Annotated in this window: 17 protein-coding genes; 5 read left to right on the top strand and 12 right to left on the bottom strand. The window is 74.4% G+C overall.

The window, feature by feature from the left end; genetic code table 11:
* Positions 1-100 precede the first annotated feature (100 nt).
* The gene (locus tag BX285_RS06130; RefSeq protein ID WP_097237018.1) at positions 101-736 is read right to left on the bottom strand and encodes a bifunctional DNA primase/polymerase; all 636 of its coding nucleotides are present in this window, start codon (positions 734-736) and stop codon (positions 101-103) included.
* A 623-nt stretch (positions 737-1359) separates the two neighbouring features.
* Between BX285_RS06130 and BX285_RS06125 the strand changes: the two genes are divergently transcribed.
* Together BX285_RS06125 and BX285_RS06120 are read left to right on the top strand one after the other, a co-directional pair.
* The gene (locus BX285_RS06125; RefSeq protein WP_097237017.1) at positions 1360-2814 is read left to right on the top strand and encodes a PP2C family protein-serine/threonine phosphatase; all 1455 of its coding nucleotides are present in this window, start codon (positions 1360-1362) and stop codon (positions 2812-2814) included.
* Between the two features lie 169 nt (positions 2815-2983).
* Positions 2984-4483, top strand: a complete 1500-nt coding sequence (locus BX285_RS06120; RefSeq protein ID WP_259470446.1) for an aminopeptidase P family protein — start codon at positions 2984-2986, stop codon at positions 4481-4483.
* A 166-nt stretch (positions 4484-4649) separates the two neighbouring features.
* Here the strand turns inward: BX285_RS06120 and BX285_RS06115 are convergent, their stop codons facing one another.
* From BX285_RS06115 to BX285_RS06100, 3 genes are all read right to left on the bottom strand, one after another.
* A complete protein-coding gene (locus tag BX285_RS06115; protein ID WP_183107012.1) occupies positions 4650-5876 on the bottom strand; it encodes a hypothetical protein in 1227 nt (408 codons plus the stop codon).
* A gap of 257 nt (positions 5877-6133) precedes the next feature.
* The gene (locus BX285_RS06105) at positions 6134-7552 is read right to left on the bottom strand and encodes a hypothetical protein (RefSeq protein ID WP_121174628.1); all 1419 of its coding nucleotides are present in this window, start codon (positions 7550-7552) and stop codon (positions 6134-6136) included.
* The gene (locus tag BX285_RS06100; RefSeq protein ID WP_259470445.1) at positions 7549-8226 is read right to left on the bottom strand and encodes an RNA polymerase sigma factor; all 678 of its coding nucleotides are present in this window, start codon (positions 8224-8226) and stop codon (positions 7549-7551) included. The genes BX285_RS06105 and BX285_RS06100 overlap by 4 nt, the downstream gene beginning before the upstream one ends.
* Before the next feature lie 234 nt (positions 8227-8460).
* Between BX285_RS06100 and BX285_RS06095 the strand changes: the two genes are divergently transcribed.
* On the top strand, positions 8461-9504 hold the full coding sequence (locus BX285_RS06095; RefSeq protein WP_097237014.1) for a helix-turn-helix domain-containing protein: 1044 nt from the start codon (positions 8461-8463) through the stop codon (positions 9502-9504).
* Positions 9505-9581: 77 nt separating this feature from the next.
* Here the strand turns inward: BX285_RS06095 and BX285_RS06090 are convergent, their stop codons facing one another.
* The 7 genes from BX285_RS06090 to BX285_RS06060 all read right to left on the bottom strand — a co-directional run bounded on the left by BX285_RS06090 (position 9582) and on the right by BX285_RS06060 (position 16371).
* On the bottom strand, positions 9582-10355 hold the full coding sequence (locus BX285_RS06090; RefSeq protein WP_121174627.1) for a MerR family transcriptional regulator: 774 nt from the start codon (positions 10353-10355) through the stop codon (positions 9582-9584).
* A 114-nt stretch (positions 10356-10469) separates the two neighbouring features.
* Positions 10470-11696, bottom strand: coding sequence for a hypothetical protein (locus BX285_RS06085; protein WP_398899720.1), 1227 nt, complete (start codon positions 11694-11696; stop codon positions 10470-10472).
* A gap of 157 nt (positions 11697-11853) precedes the next feature.
* The gene (locus tag BX285_RS06080) at positions 11854-12990 is read right to left on the bottom strand and encodes an LPXTG cell wall anchor domain-containing protein (RefSeq protein WP_147465118.1); all 1137 of its coding nucleotides are present in this window, start codon (positions 12988-12990) and stop codon (positions 11854-11856) included.
* A 418-nt stretch (positions 12991-13408) separates the two neighbouring features.
* Positions 13409-14059, bottom strand: a complete 651-nt coding sequence (locus BX285_RS06075; RefSeq protein WP_121174625.1) for a flavodoxin family protein — start codon at positions 14057-14059, stop codon at positions 13409-13411.
* A gap of 111 nt (positions 14060-14170) precedes the next feature.
* A complete protein-coding gene (locus BX285_RS06070) occupies positions 14171-15055 on the bottom strand; it encodes an NAD(P)-dependent oxidoreductase (RefSeq protein ID WP_097237010.1) in 885 nt (294 codons plus the stop codon).
* A 132-nt stretch (positions 15056-15187) separates the two neighbouring features.
* A complete protein-coding gene (locus tag BX285_RS06065; protein ID WP_051830258.1) occupies positions 15188-15613 on the bottom strand; it encodes a hypothetical protein in 426 nt (141 codons plus the stop codon).
* A 197-nt stretch (positions 15614-15810) separates the two neighbouring features.
* Positions 15811-16371: a heme-binding protein gene (locus tag BX285_RS06060; protein ID WP_097237009.1), complete on the bottom strand. Its 561-nt coding sequence runs from the start codon at positions 16369-16371 to the stop codon at positions 15811-15813.
* Here BX285_RS06060 and BX285_RS06055 point away from each other — a divergent pair.
* Both BX285_RS06055 and BX285_RS06050 read left to right on the top strand, forming a co-directional pair.
* Positions 16370-17881 carry a sensor histidine kinase gene (locus BX285_RS06055; RefSeq protein ID WP_121174624.1) on the top strand — a complete coding sequence of 504 codons (1512 nt, stop codon included), beginning with the start codon at positions 16370-16372 and terminating at the stop codon, positions 17879-17881. The genes BX285_RS06060 and BX285_RS06055 overlap by 2 nt on opposite strands.
* Positions 17878-18516: a response regulator transcription factor gene (locus tag BX285_RS06050; protein WP_097237008.1), complete on the top strand. Its 639-nt coding sequence runs from the start codon at positions 17878-17880 to the stop codon at positions 18514-18516. The genes BX285_RS06055 and BX285_RS06050 overlap by 4 nt, the downstream gene beginning before the upstream one ends.
* Positions 18517-19007: 491 nt before the next feature.
* On the opposite strand, the gene BX285_RS06045 is transcribed toward BX285_RS06050, so the two are convergent.
* Positions 19008-19502 (bottom strand): hypothetical protein, encoded by a 495-nt coding sequence (locus tag BX285_RS06045; protein ID WP_121174623.1) that lies wholly within the window; start codon positions 19500-19502, stop codon positions 19008-19010.
* Positions 19503-19596 lie beyond the last annotated feature (94 nt).

The raw sequence follows: 19596 nt of genomic DNA, 5'->3' as shown, positions 1-19596 counted from the left end.
CGGATCTTTTGTTTTTCCGGCGGGCCGCGCGGATCACCGCGGATCAGGCGCCCGGATCACCGCGACTCGAGCCGCTACCGACCGCCCGGATCACTGCGGATCAGTACGCCGAGCGCCCGCTGTCCAGCCGGACCGTCGCCTCCACCAACTCGCCCAGCAGCGGCCCGACCTGCGGCAGCCAGACCCCACCGCCCTCGCCCGGCCGCGGCGCCAGCACCCAGCGCACCCTCCCGGCCGGCCCGCCGGGCGGCAGCGCCAGGAAGCCGCCCGGCCCGTGGTAGCGCAACGAGCCCGGCACCCAAGGCAGTTGGGCGAGCATCTCGCCGAGCACGTCCAGCGAGTACGGGGCCACCAGCAGCGCGTAGCGGCCCGGCATCGCCAGCACCGGGCCGAGCGGCATCCGCAGCGCGCTCAGGTAGGCCAGCGCCCGGGCCCCGGCCGCCGCGGGCAGGCTGACCGCCGAGACGGTGGTGCCGGTGGCGGCCAGCACCGGCGCGTCCGGGCTCTGCCGCTCCCACCACCAGCGCACCATCCGGGCGTCCGTGGTGGCGGCGAGCAGCGAGGGGTCGTGCGGGTGCGCGGCGGGGACGGTGCAGTCCAGGTCGCCGCAGGAGCAGCGCCCGCCGTCCAGCACCGCGCCCGGCACCACGGGCCAGCGGTGGTCGACGGCGGCCGCCAGGGCCGCTTCGAGCCGGGCGGCACGCTCCTCCGACCGGTCCTTCGGGTTCTCACGCATGGCGCTCGTTCCTTTCCCTGACCGCTCGGTTCGCTCCGCCTCGGTTCGCTCCGCCCGCAGGCATCCGTCGGGACGTCCCGTACGGGGCCCGCCGCGGCACGGCCCCGGGCGGCGCGGAGCGGGGCGGGCGAAATGGCGGACGGCGCGGCTACGACGTGGATCACGACATGAGAGGGGCCGCGCACTGGAACAGCCCTTGGAACGAGAATCCCGTATGCGACCGGATGGACGCCGCCCGGGCGCGCTTGGTTCCACCGTACGAGTGAGAGAGTTCCGGCTGACCCGGCTCACGGGCGGCACGGGCATAGCATCCGGACGGCCGCCCGGTCCGTTCCCTCGGTTCTGCCCGCTCGCGGCTCCCTCCATGCCTCCCGGCCCGAGCGGCGCGCACACGAACCACGCACGCCCCCCGACCGGGTCGCGATGGCTGTGGAACCGGCCCCCGCGTCCTCCCGGATCTGGACATGCCCCGAATGGCCTGTGTAGAAGTGGTGGCATTGCTGTCGATCAATGACGAGTAGTAGCGAATCGAGGCGAAACACGCCCTTTGGCCGTGCTCGCTCCACATTTGGCCGCATCTGGGGGTTTCGCATGGCACGTAGCACCGCGTCAGGAGTGGCGGCATGACCGAGTCCCACCCGTCGACGGCCCTCCCGACGACGACCACCGCCGAGCCTGGCGAACCGGGCTGCGCAGGCGGGCTCACCGTCCTCGACCCGCCGCCGGGCCTCCCCGGCCCCACCGACGCGCCGCAGGGCCCGGCGGCGGACCGCACGGCCCCGTCCGCCGCGGTGCAGGACCGTTTGGCCGGACGCCTGTCCGATATCACCAGCCTGCACGAGCACACCGAGCAGCTCGCCCGGGTCCGCGGCCTCGCCGCCACCCTGGACACCGTGCTCGCCTCCGGCGCCGCCCTGCTCGGCGCCCGCCGCGGCGTCCTGGTCACCAGGCTGCCCGGCGGCGGCCCCGGCCAGCCGATCGGCCTCCACCTCGACCGCTCCAGCCTCGGCGCCCTGGAGACCGTCCCGACCGAACAGAGCCTGCTCGCCCGGCTGCTGCGCGAGCAGGACCGGCCCGAGCAGCTGCACTCCCCCGACCTCGCCACCGACCCCGCCACCGGCGCCCGGCTGCGCGAACTCGCCGTCCACCTCGGCCTCGGCGGCGCCTACGGCCTGCCGCTCGCCACCGCCGAGGACGGCCCGCTCGCCGCCGTCCTCTGGTTCTGGGACGAGCCCGCCGAACCGACCCAGGCGCAGCGCGAACTCGCCCGCCACTACTGCGAGATCGCCGCCCCGCTGCTCGCCAAGCAGCTGGAGGCCGACCGCATCCTGCGCACCACCGAGGCGCTGCGCCGCGGTCTGCTTCCCGACCGGCTCCCCCGCACCGACGGCCTGCGGCTGGCCGCCCGGCTCGTCCCGGCCGGGCTCGATCGCTCCTGCGGCAGCGACTGGTACGACGCGATCCCGCTGCCGGACGGTACCGTCGGCCTGACCGTCGGCTCGGTCTCCGGCGACGGGCCCGGCGCCGGCCCCGGCTCCGCCCCCGGCGCGGCCGCCGCAATGGGCCGGGTACGGGCCGCGCTGCGGGCGTACGCGGTGCTGGAGGGCGAGGACCCGGTCTCCGTCCTGGGGGACCTGGAGCTGCTGCTCAAGACCACCGAGCCGACCCGCAGCGCCACCGCCGTCTACGCCTGGGTCGAGCCCGAGGACCGCCGGATCACCCTGGCCGGCGCCGGGCACTGCCCGCCGATCCTGGTCGGCCGGCACGGCGCCGAGTTCGTCGAGACCTCGCTCTCCGCCCCGCTCGGCATGCTGGCCTGCTGGGAGGCGCCCGGCGTGGAGCTCACCGTCGAACGCGGCGACACCCTGCTGCTCTACACCGAGGGACTGGCCCGCCGCTGCGGCCCGACCCTGCACGCCGGGCAGGCCAACCTGCGCCGGGCCGCTGCCGACGCCCCGCGCGACGTGCGGATCGACCCGGACCGGCTCTGCGCCCACCTGCTGGCCGTCTGCCCCACCCCGGAGGCCGCGGCGACGGCCACCGACGACCTGATGCTGCTCGGCGCCCGCTTCGAGTGACGGCGCCGGGCCCATGGGGGTCCCCCCGGCCGGAGGCCGGGGGAGGGTGCACCGGGCCCGAACAGGCGAGCGGCCGGGCGTCCGTACCATGGACGCACGGCCGCCCGCGCGTGTCGCGATCCGACACTCCCCCCAGGGGCGGCGGTACCACCCCCAAGGAGGCGTTGCAGTGACCGAGGACCGCACCCCCGCGCTGGCCGAGAACCCCGAAGCCGAGGGCGGCGAGGAGCCGCAGGAGTTCAAGGGCCGCAAGAACGGGCTCTACGGCGAGATCTCCGACGAGCTGGCCGCCTCGATGAAGTCCGGCTGGGCCGACACCGAGCTGCACGGCCTCGCGCCCGTCGCCCAGGCCCCGTACGCCGCCGAGCGCCGCGCCAAGCTGTCCGCCGCCTACCCGGGTGAGCGCCTGGTGGTCCCGGCCGGCAACCTGCGGGTGCGGTCCAACGACACCGACTACGCCTTCCGCGCCGCCAGCGAGTACGTGCACCTCACCGGCGACCAGACCGAGGACGCCGTGCTGGTCGGCGAGCCGACCGGCGGGGCGGGCCACGAGTTCGTCCTCTACCTGCTGCCCCGCTCCGACCGCGAGAACGGCGAGTTCTGGCTGGACGGCCACGGTGAGCTCTGGGTCGGCCGCCGGTACAGCCTGGCCGAGCAGGAGCAGCTGCTGGGCCTGCCCGCGCGCGACGTCCGCAAGGCCGCCGAGGAGCTGGCCGCGAAGGCCGCCGACTCCGCCGTGCCGACCCGGATCGTCCGCGGCTACGACGCCGGCCTGGAGGCCGCGCTCGCCGACGCCCTGGACGCCGACCGGGACGCCGAGCTCAAGGAGTTCCTGAGCGGCCTGCGGCTGGTCAAGGACGAGTGGGAGATCGGCGAGCTGCGCGCCGCCTGCGACGCCACCGTCAAGGGCTTCACCGACGTGGTCCGCGAGCTGGGCCAGGCCGTCGCCACCTCGGAGCGCTGGATCGAGGGCACCTTCTGGCGCCGCGCCCGGGTCGAGGGCAACGACGTCGGCTACGGCACCATCGCCGCCGCCGGCCCGCACGCCACCACCCTGCACTGGGTCCGCAACGACGGCGACGTGCGCCCCGGCGAGCTGCTGCTGCTGGACGCGGGCGTGGAGACCCACACCCTCTACACCGCCGACGTCACCCGCAGCCTGCCGATCAACGGCCGCTTCACCGACCTGCAGCGCAAGATCTACGACGCGGTCTACGACGCCCAGGAGGCCGGCATCGCCGCGGTGAAGCCGGGCGCCCGCTTCCGCGACTTCCACGACGCCTCGCAGCGGGTGCTCGCCGAGCGGCTGCTCGCCTGGGGCCTGCTGGACGCCACGGTGTACGACGTCGAGAAGGTCCTGGAGCTGGGCCTGCAGCGCCGCTGGACCCTGCACGGCACCGGCCACATGCTCGGCCTGGACGTCCACGACTGCGCCCACTCGCGCCGCGAGGAGCACGTCGACGCGCTGCTGGTGCCCGGCATGGTCCTCACCGTCGAGCCCGGCCTGTACTTCCAGCAGGACGACCTGACCGTGCCGGAGGAGTACCGCGGCATCGGCGTCCGGATCGAGGACGACATCCTGGTCACCGCCGACGGCAACGAGAACCTGTCGGCCGGGCTTCCCCGCCGCTCGGCGGACGTCGAGGCCTGGATGGCCTCGCTCGCCTGAGCCTGAGCGCTTGCGCGGCTGAGCGCTCGCGCGACCGAGCGCTCGCGCGACCGAGCGCTTGCGCGACCGAGCCCGAGCGCCTGGGCACCCAAGAGGGCCCGGCCTCCCGAGCAGTGGGAGGCCGGGCCCTCGGTCATGGAGGCGCAGTCATGGAGCCGCCGAACGGTTACCGCCCGCCCAGGGGGGCGAAGGGGTTCCAGCGGGCGGCCTGGTGGCCGTTGGACCGGGCGCCCACCAGGACCTCCACGTCGCCGTGGACCGGGGCCTTCTTCAGCGCGATCCGGAAGGCGTACTCGACCGAGTCGCCCCACCGGTTGACCTCCAGCCCGGTCGGGGCGACCGCGGTCAGGCCCTCGCAGTCCTGCTTCAGCTCGACCGGCTTCCAGGCGCCGCCGACCATGGCCTCCACGGTGACGTCGTCCGCGGCCAGCTCGTCGGCGGCCGAGACGGACACCACGGGGTGCAGGTCCGCGGTGCCCTCCGGGGCGGAGACGACGAAGCCGAACGCGGTGGGGCTCGTCCCGACCTTGACGCTGCCCGCGGACACGCCGGTCACCTCCGGGCCGTGGTGGTCGACGACCGTGGCGTTCACCACGGCCTTCGCCATGCCGCGGTAGTCCGTGGAGCCCGGCACGGGGGCGTCCGCCTCGATCCCGATCCGGCCCGGACGGTTGGCCGGGGACAGCCGCATCCGGTACTCGATGGTCCGGCTCTCGCCGGCGGCGAGCGTGAAGGCCCCGTCGTTGCGGTTGGTCACGTAGTCCATCCCGGTGCCCTGGCTGAGGCTGTCCAGCTTCTTCCAGCCCGAGGCGTCCTTGCGCTCCAGGGTGCCGTCCGCCATCGCGACCACCCGGCTGCAGGGCGCGCCCTCGTACTGCTGGGTCGCCACCACCGGGGCCACGCTGCGGGTGCCGGTGGCGTCGTTGTTCTTCCAGGTGACGGAGAAGGACACCAGGTCGTTCAGCTCGATCTGCCGGCCCTCGTCCAGGCCGGTGAAGGTGATGCCGATGCCGCTGCTGTTCCCGTTGCCGGTGGACGGGGCGGGCGCGGCGCCGGCCTTCGGGGCGGCGCCGGCCTTCGGGGCGACAGCGGCCTTGGCGGCAGTGGGCTTGGCGGCCGGCTTGGTCCCGGCCGTCACGGCGGCCGCGGCCTCGGGGGTCTCGGCGGGCGCCGGCGTGGCGGTGGGGGCGGCGGGGTCGGTGGTCGGCGCAGCCGGGAGGGCGGGGACGGCACCGGCGCCGGGCGTCACCGAGACGGCGGCCGGGGTGGAGACGGGGGCGGAGGCGGCGGCCGGGGCGCCGTTGTCCGCCGGCCCGCAGGCCGTGACACCGACGGCGGCGATGACGGCCAGCGGAACGATCTTCGCAATACGGGCAATAACGGACGCGCTCATGGGACAGTCCCCCCAAGGACATGGTGATGGTGATGATCGGATGAACGGGCGCCTCGTCGCGCGCCCCGAGGAGCCGGCCCGAGCCCCGGCTCCGCCGGCTCGCTCTCCCCGCCTCTCACCCTGATAGACGTCCATCCCGCCCGGGGGTTGCAGCCGGGTTCGACACTATTTTTCGCGCGTTCCCGCCGGAACGCCGAAAGGCGCCGTGGCCAGGGGAAACCCCTCGTCACGGCGCCTCAAGGACGGCCCGCTGCGGGCTACTTCGCGGTCACCCGAACCGGCACGGTGTGCTGGCCGACGGTGACGGCCGGCCCGTCGGCCGGGATCGACAGCGCCTCCGCCGTCACGGGCATCACTCCGGCACCGTCCTCCTTGGTCAGCTTCATCCGGTACTTCAGCGTCACGCTCTGCCCGGGGGCCAGTGCGAAGCTCCCGCCGGTGCCGGGCTTGCCCGCGCCCGGCCGGTTGAGGTCCACCGGAGTCCAGACCCCACCGTCCTGGCGCTCCAGCGTCCCGTGCACGGTCGGCTGGCTGCCCCCGTACGATTCGGCGACCACGTGCGGGGTCACCTGGGCGTAGGCGGTCTTGCCGGTGTTCTTGAAGGTGACCGAGAACGTCGTCGGGCTGCCGTCGTCGGGAATCTGCTGGCCCGTGACCAGGCCGTCCACGGTGATACCGATGTCCGTCCCGCTCGCCGTCGCCGAGGCCGGCGGCTGGTGGCCGCTGACGTCCAGGGTGTCGAGGATCGAGACCAGCGCGGGCTGGTAGTCGCTCTTCAACCCGTTCGCCACCACGAACACCTGGTCCGAACTCAGCCCCCACAGCTGGGCCGTGAAGGTGTCACCGGGCTGGCAGGTCACCTGCCACTGCGTCTTGTCGATCGTCTTCCCGGCCACGATGTCCCTGGTCCGCACGGGGGTGCCGATCGAGGAGTAGCCGTTGGCGGGGACGTAGGGGCGGCCCCAGACCGGGCAGTTCGGCTGGTGGCCCCAGCCGCTCTCCGAGCCCAGGTCGGCCATCGTGGGCCAGGCGCCGCCGTCCAGTTCGTCCGGGCTGTTGTACGCCACGACCAGGACGCCGTACGGCTCGCACTGCGCCGACGTCCAGCCCGGCTGCGGGTCCGTCGGCGCGCCGGGGCTCAGGACGCAGACCCGGCTCGCCGAGAGCTGCACGGCCTTCCAGCCCGCGGGGACCTTGAACTTGACGCCCCGCAGGTTGTACGAGCTCGCCGGGCCGACGGGCAGGGTGTTGGTGGCCGACGGGCCGGAGGACAGGGTGCCGTTGGCCGGCCGGACGTCGGTCTCGGGCTCGCCCGTCGGCGTGCCGGTGTCGGTGGCGGTGGCCGTCGGGCTGGGGGAGGTGGTCGGCTCCGCGGTCGGGCTGGGGGAGGTCGTCACGGTGGCGGCCGGCGGCGGCACCTGGTCGTGGGCGACCGGCTCGCCGTGGAAGGTGAGCACGCCGAGCGCCATCGCGGCGGCCAGGCCGAGCGGCACGGTGACGGCGTACACCGGGCGCAGTCGGCGGATCCGGCTCTTCGGGGGCGCGGCCGGGCGCAGGCTGTCCGCCGTCACCAGGGAGGCGCGGGCACCCATCGCCTCGCGGAGCAGCCGTTCGGTCGGAGTCTCGGCCGGCCCGTCGCCGTCGCCGCCGATCCGGCGGGGGAGCTTGTCGGTCATCGAACCTTCTCCAGGTGCTTTTCCAAGGCGTCCAGGGCGCGACTGGCCGTGGACTTCACGGCACCCCGGGACAGCCCCAGGGTCTCGGCTATCTGCGCCTCCGACATGTCGGACCAGTAGCGCAGCACCAGCACCTCACGCTGGCGGGGGGTCAACTCCTGCAGGGCGACGAGCACCCGCCGGTGTTCGTCGTTGAGCACCGCGTGGTCCTCGGCGGACGGGGCGTCGGCCTCGTGCGGCGGCACGTACTCGCGGGCGGTCTTGCGGCGGCGCAGCATCGACCGGGCGCCGTTGACCACGGAGGTCCGCAGGTAGCCGAGAGCGTTGTCGAGGTCGTCCAGGTCCTCGCCGTACCGCTGGTAGAGCTGGGTGAACGCGTCCTGGACGACGTCCTCGGCCAGGTCCTGGTGGTCGACCAGCAGGACCGCCATCCGGACCAGGCCCAGCCGGTGGGCGTGGTACAGGTCGGTCAGGGTGGGCCGGTCCTCAGCCGGCTTGCGGCCGCCGCGCAGCAGCCGGAAGCCGGAACGGCGCTGCTTCGCCTGCTGCTCGGTGACGGGGCCGGCGAGTGGCTCGCCGACCTCCTGCGCGCCGAACAGCAGGGCGATCGCGCCGCGGACGGAGAATCCCCGCCTCCCAGCCGGTGCGACGGTCGGCCCGATGGCCATGGACATGTGCGCTTCCGCTTTCCCCCGGGACGGTGACGGCGTTCGCCGGACCGTCAGGACACCTGATCAAGATCGTGATCGGAGGGATCCTCCCAGCTGCACCCGGCCCGGCTCCCTCCGCCCCCGTACCCATGGACGTGTGACGGGAGTGGAGGTTGCAGGTGGGGTCGAAGAAATTTCCGAGCAGGCCGGGGCGGCTACACTCACCGGCATTCCGCCACCCGTGAGCAGGGGGTTCGCATGACCGAGCAGACCGGCACCCGGCCTCGGCCGGTGGACGTCGCCATCGGCCGGCGGCCCGAGCCCGTGCACGACGTCGCGGTGTACGCCTTCGACGGCATGGCCTCGTTCGAACTCGGCGTGGTGGTCGAGGTGTTCGGGCTGGCGCGGCCCGAGCTGACCGGGCTGCTGGCGGCCCCCTGGTACGGCCTCAAGGTGTGCGCCGACCGCCCCGGGACGGCGCTGGACACCGTCGGCGGCTTCGCGCTGACCGCCCGGCACGGGCTGGACGAGCTGGCGGCGGCCGACACCGTGGTGGTGCCCGGCGTGCCGAACGCGTTCGGCGGCGACGTCTCCCCCGGGCTGGTCGCGGCACTGCGTACGGCGCACGAGCGCGGCGCCCGGATCGTGTCGATCTGCTCGGGCGCCTTCGCGCTGGCCGCCGCCGGGCTGCTGGACGGCCGGGAGGCGACCACCCACTGGCGGTACGCCGACCTGCTCCAGCAGCGCCACCCGGCGGTGCGGGTCAACCCGGACGTGCTGTACGTGGACAACGGGTCCGTGCTGACCAGCGCGGGCAGCGCCGCCGGGATCGACCTGTGCCTGCACCTCGTGCGGCGCGACCACGGCGCCAGGGTGGCCAACAACGTGGCCCGCCGCTTCGTGGTGGCGCCGCACCGGGACGGCGGGCAGGCCCAGTTCATCGAGGCGGCGGTCCGCCCGGTCGAGGAGGAGGACGACGGGATCGGGCGCAGCATGCAGTGGGCGCTGGACCACCTGTCGTCCCCGCTGACCGTCCCCGTGCTGGCCCGCGCCGCCCGGATGTCCGACCGCTCCTACCTGCGGCACTTCACCGCCCGCAACGGGACCAGCCCGATGCGCTGGGTCGTCACCCAGCGCATCGCGGCCAGCCTGCCGTTGCTGGAGTCCCCGGACGGGACGGTGGAGGAGATCGCCGCGGCGGTCGGCTTCGAGAGCTCGGCGACCTTCCGACACCACTTCGGCCGGGTGATGCGCACCTCGCCGACCGCGTACCGGCGCTCCTTCGGGCGCGGGGTGGCGTGAGCCTTCCTCAGGCCTCAAGCCTCGGGTCTCAGGCCTCAGGCCTCGGGTTTCAGGCCTCGGGTCTCAGGCCTCGGGTCTCAGGCCTGCTCGCGCCGGTCCGCGTTGGCGACGATGGCGTCGTGCAGCCACTGCGCCAGGCCCGGGGCGATGGCCTCGTACGTGTCCGTCCAGCGCTGGTCCGAGACGTACAGGCAGGCCAGGCCGCGGTGGATGGTGAAGGTGCAGTCGTAGAAGTTCCGGCAGATGTGCTGCCGGTGCTCCTCGGCGAGGTCCGTGGCCACCGGGCCGTCGGCGGGCTCGCCGGCGGTGACCGCCTCGGCCAGGCGGGCGTTGAGCTCGGTCATCTCGACCTGGATCCGCTGCCAGTCGGCCTTGGTGTAGCCGCCGGTGCGGTGCTGGGACTCGGCCCAGGCGGCGGTGTCGCCCCAGCGCTGCTCGGCCTCCTGCTCCCACTCCTCGCGGTAGCCCTCGCCGAAGATCTCGAACTTCTCCTCCGGCGTCAGCTGAATGCCCATTCTCCGTGCCTCCATGGCGTGTTCAACGGCTGCGGCGAGCTCCTGGAGGTGGCTGATCCGGTCGGTCAGCAGCCGGTGCTGCCGCCGGAGGTGTTCGGTCGGGCTGACCGAGTCGTCGTCCAGGATCGCCGCGATCTCCTCCAGGGGGAATCCGAGTTCTCGGTAGAAGAGGATCTGCTGCAGCCGGTCGAGGTCGGCGTCCACGTACCGGCGGTAGCCGGACCGGGTACGGCCGGCGGGGGACAACAGGCCGATCTCGTCGTAGTGGTGCAGGGTGCGGACGGTCACCTTGGCGGTCTTGGCCACGGCGCCGACCGAGTAGCCCTCACTGGTCATCGGGGTTCCTCCCTGGTGCTGACCACCAGCCTCGGCTCTCACGTCGCGTGAGGGTCAAGTCGTCAGGAGCGGTCGGGGCGCCGTCCGGGCGACGCGCTCGGCTCCCGGTTGCCGTCAGGACCCGGCGCCGACCAGCACCCGCTCGCGCCGCCGGGCCGACCGGCGCCCGCCGTCGCCCTGCCCGGTGGCCCGCGGTCGGCGGGGCTGCTGGGTGGGCCAGAACAGCACGTACGCGGCGGAGACCACCACGAAGGCGAGCCGGGCGAAGCCGCGGGCCGCGTCCGACGGCAGCAACAGCGTGCCGCCGTACAGCGCGGCCAGCGCGATCCAGCTCCACCACGGCACGAGCCGCTTCTGCCCGACCGCGTCCCAGAGCAGGGTGCCGAGCAGGATCGAGGCCGTGTAGTAGGTGTAGACGCTCGGGTCGAGCAGGATCCGGGCGTCCGCGCCGAGCAGCACCACGGCCGGCCAGCGGCCGCGCCACACCGCGATGCTGCCGAGGCCGATGCCGAGCGCGAACTGGGTCGGCCGGTCCCACCAGGGGGTGGCGGGGTCGGTCACTCCGAACCAGCGCAGCGCGGAGGCGGGCTGGTTGGGGATGGTGAACTTGGCGGCCGCCATGGTGTCCAGGTTGCCCAGGTAGAACGGCAGCCAGGCGACCGCCACCAGGAGGGCGAACCAGAGCGCGGTGCGCAGCCAGGCGGGCCGGGGCAGCGCCAGGATCAGCGGGGCGAAGGCGACCGCCCAGGGCTTGGAGTCCACCGCCAGCGCCAGGAAGACCGCGACCTGGATCGGCTTGCCGCGGGCCAGGGCGTGCGCGGCCAGGGTGGTGAAGAACAGCGCGAGGACGTCGTCCAGGTGCGCGAAGCGGACCGACACCTCGACCCACATCGGGATGAAGGCCAGTCCGGCGATCAGCAGGCGCTGCTGGAGCCGGCGGTGGTTGGTGCCGGTGCCCAGGTAGTAGAGGGCCGCGGTGCGGCCGACCACGACCAGCATCACCAGGCCGAGCGCGGCGCTCGCCGCCTCGGCGACCAGCTGGCCGGTGTGCGGCGAGAACGGGGCGGTGAGCCGGGCCGCAGCCAGGCTGACCGGGCCGATCTGCAGCTCGGGGTGGCGGGCGTAGAGCGAGAGGCCGCCGTCGGGCTGACCGCTGAAGAGCAGCTGCTCGCCCTGGCGCAGGTAGTGCCAGGAGAAGCCGCCGCTCGGTTCGACCAGGAAGAACCAGAGCACCGTCCAGGCGACCAGCAGGACGTGGTGTCGGCGGAACGGCAGTCCCGCGATGCGCCCGGTTGCCGCCTCGTAGTCGGTGGTGGCCCGTGCCGTGCGTGCTACCCGCACCTGTCCTCTCCCCGCCGTTCCGCCCCCTCCGGCCGGACATCCTATGTGACGGAGGAGTACCGTCCGTGCCGCCCGCCGGTCCGTCCGGTGGACGGGTGCGGGCGGCACGGGGTACTCGACGAGTCGCCCCCTGGGGCCCTGGGGGCCCCTCTGGGGGTCAGCCCTGCTGGCCGGCCTTGCGGCGGCGCAGCACCACGAGGGTGCCGACACCGGCGACCAGGACGGCACCGCCGGTGGCCGCGATCGCGGTGGTGTGATCGCCGCCACCGGTGGTCGCGAGCGACTTGTCCGCGGCGGCCGCGGAGGTCTTGGCCTTGCTGACACCGCCCGGGGTGATCGCCGGCGGGGTGACGGTCGGGTTCTGCACCGGGAAGTCGATCGGCTGCGGGGCATCGCTGCTGCTGTCGCCGGACGGGACCGGGGCGGTCGGCGCACCGGAGTCGGACGGCGAGGCGGACGGCGACGCGGTGCCGGTGGCCGGGGTGGTCGGCGCGGTGGTGGGCGTGGTCGGCGCGGTGGTGGGCGTCGACGTGGCCGTCGCGGTCGCCGTCGGGGAGGCGGTCGGCGATGCGCTGGAGGTCGCCGTGTGGGTCGGCGTCGGGGTCGGCTTGCCGGTCTTGGTCGGGGTGGCGGTCGGGCTGGGGTTGCCGCCGCCTGCCTTGATGGTGAAGCCGGCGCCCTTGATCCCGTCGCAGCTGAAGTGGCCGTTGTCGTGGTCGTCGTTGGCGTCGGCCGAGAAGACCACCGGCACCACACCGGCCTTGCCCAGCGGGGCGTCCTTGGTGAAGGAGGCGCGGACCTTGATGTCCAGGGTCTTGCCCTGGGCGACGTAGAGCAGCGCGTCATCGGCGGCGTTGCCGCCGTCGGTGACACCGCCGAGGAACATCAGCACGGCGCTGTCGTCACCGTCGCCGCCGCCGGGGGCGACGACGGCGGTCTTCCAGGTGCCGCCACCGGGGAGCCCGGCCGGCAGCTGGTACTCCAGCTTGAGGTCCTTCGCGGCGAGCGAGCCCGCCTTGTTCTTGAACTTCAGCATCGGGTAGGCGACGAAGTCGGTCTTCGTCGAGTTGTCGATCCGGTAGGTGAACTCGCGGGCGTCGCCACCGGCGAAGAAGGTGCCGGGCACACCGCGCACCGAGAGGTCGAGGGCCTGGTGGCCCGCCTTCTCGGCCGGGGCGGCGGCGGTCGGGGAGCCGGTGGTGCCGACGGCCATGGCGCCCTGGGCGCCGGCCAGCACGAGCGAGGACGCGAGCGCGGCGGCACCGGCGAGGGCAAGACTGCGACGTATGGACAAGGGAGACCTCACGGACGTTTCCGGGCGAGGCCCGGGCGCGAGGGGTGGCCGTGGACGCCGCGTCCCCCCGCGAAGCTGAAAGTGCGACGGAGAGTACCGAACGACGCGGTCGCTCCGGAAGGCGGGTGCCGCACTGTGACAGAGGCTTGGAGGAGGGGCGCCCGGTTCGTCCAACTCCGTCCTTTCGCAAGGCTTTTGTGCTTTGCCAAATGATGACCGGAGGGTGACGGGTACACGCCGGGAGGACCGTACCGCACGCCCGGCCGCGCCGACAGCTGTCGGGCTGCGGGCGCGGCCGTGGCGGCGGGTGTCAGGCTGCGCGCGGGCGCGGCCGGGCCGGCGGGTGTCAGCCCGCGCGCGGGCGCGGCCGTGGCGGCGGGTGTCAGGCTGCGCGCGGACGCGGCCGGGCCGGCGGGTGTCAGCCCGCGAAGAAGGACTTGGCCGCGACCAGCGCCCGCTCGTCGCGCAGCACGTCCCCCGGGCGGGTGCCGTTGCCGAGCAGCGCGCCGCCCCAGCGCATGTCCATGTACTCGGCGGTCAGCCGGAGCGTGCCGATCAGCGGGTCGGCCTTCTCGCCGCCGCCGGCGAGGGCGGTGACGCCCCAGATGGTGCCGCCGCGCATCCCGGCCCGGAAGTCCACCCCGGGCACCCGGAACCAGGCGGACCAGTAGTCCAGGTAGAGCTTGGCGGTGGTCGGCAGCGAGTACCAGTAGAGCGGTGCCACGAAGACCAGGTCGGTGGCCGCCAGCGTGGCGTCCAAGAGGGTCCGCTCGTGGCCGACCGGCTCGGGGTAGCGGCCGTCACCGGTGTGCCGCAGGTCCTGGAACGGCGGCAGCGGGTGCTCGCTCAGCCGCAGCCAGCGCTGCTCCGCCCCGACGGGCAGGCTGGACTCGGCGGCCAGCCGGGCCAGGCGAGCGGAGTTGCCGTCGACGCGGGCGCTGGCGTCGAGGAACAGGAAGCGCCGCGGCGCCTCGCTCCGGGACTGCGAGTCGGGCTGCGAATCGGGCTGCAGGTCGACGCGCTGGTCGGACGGCTGCTCGGCGGGCTGCGCGGACGGCTGCTCAGGCATCGGGACTCCCCCGGTCAGGTGCTGCGGACGGAGGTGCGAGCAGCCGCCGCGCGCCGGTTATTCCACGCGCGCGCCCCGGGTGACCGTCAGACGGCCGTCATCAGACGGCCGTCATTCGGGCAGCCCGGCCCGGCGGCGGGCGACGCCCGCGACCGCCGCCCAGTCCTTGTCCCCGTCGCCGTGGGCCAGCGCGTCCAGGAAGGCGTCCCGCAGGATGCTGCCGAACGGCAGCGGGACGTGCCGCGCGGCCCCCGCGTCCAGCGCGAGGCCGACGTCCTTGAGTCCGAGCGGCAGCCGGAACCCGGCCGGCTCGTAGCGCCGTTCGGCCACCATCGCGCCGTAGCCGGAGTAGACCGGCCCGGGGAAGAGCGTGCCGGTGAGCATCTCGATCAGGTCGGTCGGCCGGACACCGTTGGCGTCGGCCAGGCTGCACGCCTCCGCCATCGACTCGATCGCGCAGGCCAGCAGGAAGTTGGTGCTGATCTTGGCGGTGTTGGCCTGCCGCGGGCTCTCGCCGAAGTGCCAGGTGCGCTGGCCCATCGCGGCGAACAGCGGCTCGGCCCGGGCCAGCAGGTCCGCCTGCCCCGCGGCCAGGATGTTCAGCCGGCCCTCCGCGGCGACCGGCGGACGGCCGAGGACGGGCGCGGCGACGTAGCCGATGCCGTGCTCGGCGTGCAGCGCCTCGGCCCGTTCGGCGAGGGCGAGCGAGACGGTGGCCATGTTGACGTGCAGGGTCGCCGTGGCGTCGGCCAGCAGGGCGGGGTCGAGCAGCAGCCGTTCGACGGCGTCGTCGTTCGCGAGCATGGAGACCACCGTGTCGGCGGCGAAGACCTCGTCGAGCGAGCCGGCCGCCTCCGCCCCCTCGGCCACCATCTCGGCCACCGGCTCGGGCGAGCGGTTCCAGACCCGTACGGTGTGACCGGCCCGCAGCAGGCTCCCGGCCATGCCCCGGCCCATCGCGCCCAGCCCCACGAAACCGACCGTCGTTCCGGCCATCGGTGCACTCCCGTCGTCGCCGTCGATCACTGCGGCCGACTGTACGTCAGAACGCGAACGGCCCGGCCCTGCAGGTGCGCGGGGAGCCGGGGGTGCCCGGGCCGGGCCGGATGATCGGGCTGCTCAGACTGCTCAGGCGCAGGCGTGGGCCGGCAACCGGGTGCGGTGCACGGCCGCTCCGCGCTCCAGCTCGGCGACCACCCGGCTGCGCAGCAGCTCGTACTGGGCCTGCAGCCGGCCCGGGCGGGCCGGGCGGGCGACCGGGCGGCCGGGGCCGACCAGCTCGTCGGGCCCGAACTGCTCGCGGGTGAGGTCGATCTCGAAGCCCGTCGCGAAGCGGTTCCACCAGTGGAGGTCCGTCCGGACGCCGTCGACGTGCACCTCGCCCATCATCAGCTCGCCGCCGAGGAGGTCGTGCACCACCATCGCCGTGACCCCGCACTGGCCGCGGGCGGGATTGTCGGGATGCCAGTGGGCCAGGTCCTCGGGCGCACAGGTGTCGACGCCCCAGGAGGAGCGGATCGCACGTTCGATGTCGTTGAGGGTCCACGCCGTCATACCGGGAAGCCTGCCACGCGGCACTGACAGCGGCACCGGCTTTTCGAAGGGTCACCCCGTGTTCTGCGGCGACCCTCCCTGCGTTCACCCGAATGAGTCAACGGCCCGGCCGGCCGGCCGTCCCGGGGCACGGGACGGACCGACCGGTCGGGTACGGCTCACTCGGCCGGGTCCGGCTGACCCGGCCCGGCTACGGCTCACTTGGCCAGGGCGGCGACACCGGCCTGCGCGAACTGCTCGTCCAGGTCCCCACTGGGCGCGCCCGCGACACCGACGGCCGCGACCGGAGCGCCCTTGGACTGCACCGGGGCGCCGCCGGCCAGGAACAGCGTGCCCGGGATGTCCTTGAGGTTCGGGGCCTGGGCCAGGCGCTTGGCCAGCTCCGAGGTCGGCGCGTTCCAGGAGACCGCGGTGAAGGCCTTGCGCTCGGCCGACACCGGGGCCTGCGGGCCGGAACCGTCGCCCTTGAGCAGCACCCGGGTGACACCGTCCCGGTCGACGACCGCGACCGAGACGTGCTGGCCGGCCTTGTTCGCCGCGTCCAGGGCGGCCTGGGCGGCGCGGGTGGCGGCGTCGATGGTCAGGCCGGTGCTTTCGGCGAGGTTCTTGTTCTGGGTGTCGACCTTCACGGCGGCCGGGGCGGCCGGAGTCTCGGAGGTCTCGGCACTCGCCGAGACCGCTCCCACGGTGGCGGCGGCGAGCGCCGCGGCGGCGACGGTGCCGGTCAGCACCCGGGTGCGCACGGAGGTCTTCTTCATGGTCCAGCTCCTCGACGGTCTACGGGGTCGGTGCGGGGTGGTGCGGGGGATCGGGGCCGCCGGGTCAAAAGGGGGTCGCCCGGCGGCATGCTTCGATCCTCCGGCCGGGGGCGGCGCTGCCACATCGACGGTCCGGCGCGAGCGTCCGGGCACAACGGGGGACGGCGGCGTCAACCGATCGGCTGATGCGACACCGGGACGGACGGGTCACCATCGAGGGATCGGCGCAGGTCAGTGCGGACGCCCGCCCGCGCACCGCCCGTCCGAGCAGGAGCCACCCGTGCCACAGCCCCGCCCCGCCGGCCCTGCCGTCGGCCCCGGACCCGGCCGCGACGCCGGGGATCCGGACGCGGGCCGGCTGGCGCTGCTGCTGGACTCCGCCTTCGTGGTGCTGCTCGCGGCCGCGCTCAACCGCTACCTCACCCATCACTCCGGCAGCTCCCAGGCCCCCTGGGTGATCGGGCTGAGCGCCGCCCTGGCCGTCGCCCAGCCCGCCGGCTCCTGGCTCGACCACCACCGGCCGACCCCGACGGGCCGACGCCGACGGTGGCCGCTGGCGCTGGTGGTCGTGCTCTGGGTGGTGCTGGTGCTGCTCGCGCCGAGCTTCGCCTGGTGCGCCGTCCCGCTGGTCTATACCGCGCTGCGGGCGCTGCCCGCGAAGGCGGCGATCCCGCTGGTGGGCGCCCTGACCGTGCTGGTGGTGATCGCCGAGGTCCGGCTGCCCGGTGGGGTGGACGCCACTCTCGTGCTGCTGCCTCCCGCGGTGGCCGCGCTCGCCACCGGCGTCTTCCTCTTCATGGCCCGGCAGGCCGCCCGGCAGCGCGCGCTGATCACCGACCTGGTCCGCACCCGGCGCGAACTCGCCGCCACCGAGCGGCGGGAGGGCACCCTGGCCGAGCGCGAACGGCTGGCGATGGAGATCCACGACACCCTGGCGCAGGGCCTGTCCAGTCAGCAGATGCTGCTGCAGGCCGCCGAGCGCACCTGGGACGCCGACCCGACGACCGCCCGCAGCCACGTCCGTACGGCCGCCGAGGTGGCCGCCCGGAACCTGGCCGAGGCCCGCCGCTTCGTCCACGACCTCGCGCCGGCCGAGCTGGCCGACGGCCGGGCACTCGACCGGGCGCTGGCGTCGCTGGCCGGGCGGGAGTCCGCCGAGAGCGGGCTGCCGGTCCGCTTCCACCTGGACGGCACGCCCGTACCGCTGCCGGCCGCGGCGCAGTCCGCGCTGCTGCGGATCGCCCAGGGCGCGCTGGCCAACGTCCGCGAGCACGCCGGGGCCTCGGCCGCGGCGATCACGCTGTCCTTCCTGGGCGACCAGGTCGTCCTGGACATCGCCGACGACGGGCAGGGCTTCGCCCCGGACGCAGCCGGCCCCGGGGGCGTCCGCGGCCACGGACTGCCCGCGATGCGCGCCCGGCTGCGGCAGCTGGGTGGCACGCTGACCGTGGAGAGCACCCCCGGCGAGGGCACCGTCGTCTCCGCCGCGATCCCCCTGGAGCACCGATGAACACCGCCGCCTCCCCCGTCCGGCTGCTGGTCTGCGATGACCACGCGGTGGTCCGGGCCGGACTGCTGGCCCTGCTCGCCAGCGCGGGCGACATCGAGGTGGTCGGCGAGGCCAGCACCGGGGAGGAGGCCGTCGCCCTGGCCGCCCGGCTGGCGCCGCAGGTCGTGCTGATGGACCTCCAGCTCGGCGACGGCATCGACGGCGTGGAGGCCACTCGGCGGATCACCGCCGCCCCGGGCGGGCCGTACGTCCTGGTGCTCACCACGTACGACACGGACGCCGACATCACCCGGGCGATCGCCGCGGGCGCCACCGGCTACCTGCTGAAGGCCGAACGGCCGGAGGAGCTGTTCGCCGCCGTCCACGCGGCCGCGCAGGGCCGGACGGTGCTCTCACCGCCGGTCGCCTCCCGGGTGATGGCGCAGATGCGGACGCCCGCGCCGCAGCTCACCGAGCGCGAGCTGGACATCCTCGAACAGCTGGGGCAGGGGCTGGGCAACCGGGAGATCGCGCGGGCGCTGTTCATCAGCGAGGCGACGGTGAAGACGCATCTCGGGCGGATCTACGACAAGTTGGGCGTGGACACCCGGGCGGGCGCGGTGGCGGTGGCCAAGGAGCGCCGGCTGCTGCGCTGAGCCGGGGTGGTCCCGCCCGGCACGGGCCGTTCCTCTGCTGCACTGGGCGCTCGCGCGGTGTCACTGTGTGCTGCCATGATGCTGGGAATGTCGGATTCCGGGCCGGTCCGCTACCGGGCGCCCACCCCGGCCCGGCGTGCGCGGCCCGGCTGCCGGACGCCCTGACGGGCCCACAACTGCCTGGTCCGACGCCTTTCACGGCCGTACCGGACGGTCGTCACAATGTGGATTTTTCGTGGATTTCACTATTGACAAACCAACCACGCGGTTTGTTAGCGTGAGATCAACGACGTCCCCGCGGGTGGGGGCTCGCCGGGGCCTGGTGCGGACCGCTCTCGCCGGAGGGTGTTTGCCAGGGGGGAACGGCTGAGCTTGGCGGGGTGTCGGGGGGAGCGGCAGCGCCGAAGCCGCTCGTGGAGGTGGCGTGGAGCGTGTCCGGGGGGGCTCGCTCCACGCCTCCCCCGGTCCCCTCCCTCTTCACTGCTGTGCCGTTACGCCAGCGCGCTCCAGTACGGGCAGCACACGTACGGCAGCGGCGCCGAGCCGTGACCACCGTCCCCCGACAGCACCGGAACGTGCTCCGAGCGGGCCACTCCGGGCGAACTCACGGTCAGCCCCGCCTCGCCCAACTCGCCGAACCGGAGCGCCAGTCGGTAGCCGTCCGGAGTGGTCGCGGCGACTCCGTGGCGGTCCCAGTCGGTGTCCAGCGAGGTGATCGTCCAGCCGCGCCGCCGCCAGTGCCGCTCCACCACGCCCACCAGCAGCGCCCGTCGGGGCAGCGAGACGACGGTGAGGATGTCCCGCCCCCGGGTGACGTACCAGAGCACGTCCGACCCGTACCGCGCCGACCCGAGCCCCGGCCGGGGCAGCCGCGCACCCGCCCGGGGAGCGGCCTCCTGCCAGGCCGGCGTCGGGTCGACGGCGTCCAGGGTGTCCTGGAGCAGGGTCTCGCAGCGCTCGGCGGCGTCGAGTTGATCGACCGTCACCCCCGGACCCGAACCCGAAGCCGGCCCCGAACACGGCCCGGACTCCGCCCTCGCCTCCGCGCCCGCCTCCGCCTTCGCGCCCGGCTCCGACCAC

The organism is Streptomyces sp. 1114.5, from assembly GCF_003635085.1.
In the GTDB taxonomy this organism is placed as follows: domain Bacteria; phylum Actinomycetota; class Actinomycetes; order Streptomycetales; family Streptomycetaceae; genus Kitasatospora.
Note: the sequence above shows the minus strand (reverse complement) of the source record. Positions and strands in the feature narration are given on the sequence as shown.

What these genes read in the sequence shown, in the direction of transcription:
- BX285_RS06075 (WP_121174625.1), bottom strand. Translation starts at nt 14,059, where the DNA reads ATGCCTGAGCAGCCGTCCGCGCAGCCCGCCGAGCAGCCGTCCGACCAG.
- BX285_RS06055 (WP_121174624.1), top strand. Translation starts at nt 16,370, where the DNA reads ATGGTCCAGCTCCTCGACGGTCTACGGGGTCGGTGCGGGGTGGTGCGG.
- BX285_RS06090 (WP_121174627.1), bottom strand. Translation starts at nt 10,355, where the DNA reads ATGACCAGTGAGGGCTACTCGGTCGGCGCCGTGGCCAAGACCGCCAAG.
- BX285_RS06105 (WP_121174628.1), bottom strand. Translation starts at nt 7,552, where the DNA reads ATGACCGACAAGCTCCCCCGCCGGATCGGCGGCGACGGCGACGGGCCG.
- BX285_RS06070 (WP_097237010.1), bottom strand. Translation starts at nt 15,055, where the DNA reads ATGGCCGGAACGACGGTCGGTTTCGTGGGGCTGGGCGCGATGGGCCGG.
- BX285_RS06130 (WP_097237018.1), bottom strand. Translation starts at nt 736, where the DNA reads ATGCGTGAGAACCCGAAGGACCGGTCGGAGGAGCGTGCCGCCCGGCTC.
- BX285_RS06095 (WP_097237014.1), top strand. Translation starts at nt 8,461, where the DNA reads ATGACCGAGCAGACCGGCACCCGGCCTCGGCCGGTGGACGTCGCCATC.
- BX285_RS06060 (WP_097237009.1), bottom strand. Translation starts at nt 16,371, where the DNA reads ATGAAGAAGACCTCCGTGCGCACCCGGGTGCTGACCGGCACCGTCGCC.
- BX285_RS06125 (WP_097237017.1), top strand. Translation starts at nt 1,360, where the DNA reads ATGACCGAGTCCCACCCGTCGACGGCCCTCCCGACGACGACCACCGCC.
- BX285_RS06115 (WP_183107012.1), bottom strand. Translation starts at nt 5,876, where the DNA reads ATGAGCGCGTCCGTTATTGCCCGTATTGCGAAGATCGTTCCGCTGGCC.
- BX285_RS06050 (WP_097237008.1), top strand. Translation starts at nt 17,878, where the DNA reads ATGAACACCGCCGCCTCCCCCGTCCGGCTGCTGGTCTGCGATGACCAC.
- BX285_RS06065 (WP_051830258.1), bottom strand. Translation starts at nt 15,613, where the DNA reads ATGACGGCGTGGACCCTCAACGACATCGAACGTGCGATCCGCTCCTCC.
- BX285_RS06100 (WP_259470445.1), bottom strand. Translation starts at nt 8,226, where the DNA reads ATGTCCATGGCCATCGGGCCGACCGTCGCACCGGCTGGGAGGCGGGGA.